This window comes from Campylobacter sp. BCW_4332, from assembly GCF_001763175.1.
GTDB lineage: Bacteria > Campylobacterota > Campylobacteria > Campylobacterales > Campylobacteraceae > Campylobacter_D > Campylobacter_D jejuni.
On the sequence record NZ_MJYF01000070.1, the window covers coordinates 1 to 2,393 of the forward strand.

The following is a 2,393-nucleotide window of genomic DNA, read 5'->3' on the forward strand; positions in this document are numbered from 1 at the left end:
GTTGCATTAATATCTTCTATTCTAGGAATAGTTATCTTTCTTTTTCTAGCCATGAAAAGCCTTGTGGGTTTTTAAACCCACTAAGATTAAATTAAATCATAAGGAAAGTATTTACACAAAACTGATTCTATTTTGTTTAATCATTCTAGCACGATTGATAAGAGCATAAAGGGCTATATTTTCATCATTAAATATCTCTTTGTAATATTTACTGTATCTATCCCCATCAAATTCAATACTTCTGTATTCTATAATTTCCGCTTTAGTATTAGTAATAAAAGATATATATTTATCTCTTTGTTTATCATATTTAATACCTGCACATAAAGGTTTAAGTGCTTCATCATACCAAATCACTTCTAGTTTTTCTTCTTTGATGATTTTTAATGCTACTTCTTTTGTTAGATATTCTTTAATGTCTTTTCCATCGTATTTTTTTTGCTTATAATTCATTTTTAACATTTTATCAATTGCTTCTTTTTCACTATCAAAAGAATACTCAAGTTCAACACCGCCCCTTTCTCCAATATAAACAGCTTCGTATTTATTATTATCAGAATCAAACCACATAGTAAGATGGTATTCTCCTGCATGTTTATAAGAAGGATACCAATCTGTATCAATCAACTTTTCTTCTTTTATAATTAGTTCTGCTTGTTCTCTTGTCATTTTCTATCCTTTATTATGGTATTTGTTTGATAAAACCTAACCTTGAAACATTTACACAAAGCTAATTCTATTTTGTTTAATCATTCTAGCACGATTGATAAGAGCATAAAGGGCTATAAATTCATCATTATAGGTAGAAGTGTAATTGTATTTTTCTAAAAATACAACAACTTCCCCATCAAACTCAATACTTTTCCATTCTATAAGCTCTGCTTTAGCATTAGTGATAAAAGAAATATATTTATCTCTTTGTTTATCATGTTTAATACCTGCGCATAAAGGTTTAAGTGCTTCATCATACCAAATCACTTCTAACTTTTCTTCTTTAATAATTCTTAATGTTGCTTCTTTTGTGATATTTTCTTTAATATCTTTCCTATTGTAGCATTTATGCCGATAATTTTCTTGTAGCATTTTATCAATTGCTTCTTTTTCATTATCAAAAGAATAACTAAGTCTAATACTTCCTTGGTCTTCAACATAGAAAGTTTCATATTTATTATTATCAGAATCAAACCACATAGTAAGATGGTATTCTCCTGCATGTTTATAAGAAGGATACCAATCTGTATCAATCAACTTTTCTTCTTTTATAATTAGTTCTGCTTGTTCTCTTGTCATTTTCTATCCTTTATTATTATATTTGTTTGATAAAGCCCAATTGTATTAAGTCTTCTATGGAAATAGGAAGCTTAATCTGTGTTCCTCCACCTTCTTGTTCAAAGCATGGAGATATTCTTCCTATCTTCGGAGAATGGAATTCGTTTTTTTTCATTGATTGTTCAATTTTATTTTTTAAGCTTTCATTTTGACATATATCTTTTTTTCTTAACATACTCTCCATATTAATATCTTCTAATACTTCATATCTTTTATAGGTTTTTTGCATGGCTTCATTATCTTCATAAGGCAATGATCTTTTTTCATAAGGTATTGCTCCTTTTTTCTCCTTAAAAGGGCAAACAAAGCTACCTGAATTATCTCCATATCTGTCCAGTTTCATCCCTTTTTTTAGAGTGACTTCTCTTGGTTTGGGTGGAATTTTATAGCCATCATTATCAGGATATTTAAATTTACCATCTTCAAGAATATAATCAGGACTTCTAGGTTTTGGAGTATCTTTAGGCCATATTCCATTATGTTTATAAAGATGAACTTCTTTATCACTTACCTTACCTTTTTTATTTTCATTTTCCAAATATAAAAGCATTTTTGCTTTCTCTTTGCTTTTTTGTGCCGCTCCTAATTTATCTCCTATCCCTTCCCATCTTATCCTATCATACTTAATCTTAGCAAGAGGACTAGCTTGTATTTTAGTTAAGGCAAATTTAATCTTATTGCCTTTAGGTATAGAAAGTACAGGATAGCCTTTATTACTTACTCCTATTAAGCCCATTTGATAAACGGAATATTTATTATTGATTTTATGCTTTGAATAAGTATAAGGAAATACCAAAGCAACTTTAGTACAAGGTCCTCCAGCTACTGGAGGATTTAAACATCCACTTATACTAGCTCCTTGTATTTCATCGTGTAACATAATAGGAACATTATTATATTTTATTCTTTTAGCCTTTTTTGCTTTTAAATTGACTTTACCTCCATGTAAACATAATAAAGTATTATCTTCCAATATAGGATGCAAACAAGAAGTATCAAGAGTTGCATTAATATCTTCTATTCTAGGAATAGTTATCTTTCTTTTTCTAGCCATGAAAAGCCTT

At 28.8% G+C, this 2,393-nt stretch carries 3 protein-coding genes; all 3 read right to left on the reverse strand.

The features are described from left to right. Positions 1-111: 111 nt before the first annotated feature. Genes AJN64_RS09135 through AJN64_RS09145 form a run of 3 tightly spaced genes read right to left on the reverse strand, consistent with a single transcriptional unit; the run spans position 112 to position 2,383 of the window. A complete protein-coding gene (locus tag AJN64_RS09135; RefSeq protein WP_070292903.1) occupies positions 112-669 on the reverse strand; it encodes a hypothetical protein in 558 nt (185 codons plus the stop codon). Positions 670-720: 51 nt separating this feature from the next. Beyond that, complete coding sequence (locus AJN64_RS09140; protein WP_070276501.1) at positions 721-1,290, reverse strand: hypothetical protein; 570 nt, start codon at positions 1,288-1,290, stop codon at positions 721-723. Between the two features lie 16 nt (positions 1,291-1,306). Continuing rightward, on the reverse strand, positions 1,307-2,383 hold the full coding sequence (locus AJN64_RS09145; protein ID WP_083271932.1) for a TNT domain-containing protein: 1,077 nt from the start codon (positions 2,381-2,383) through the stop codon (positions 1,307-1,309). Positions 2,384-2,393 lie beyond the last annotated feature (10 nt).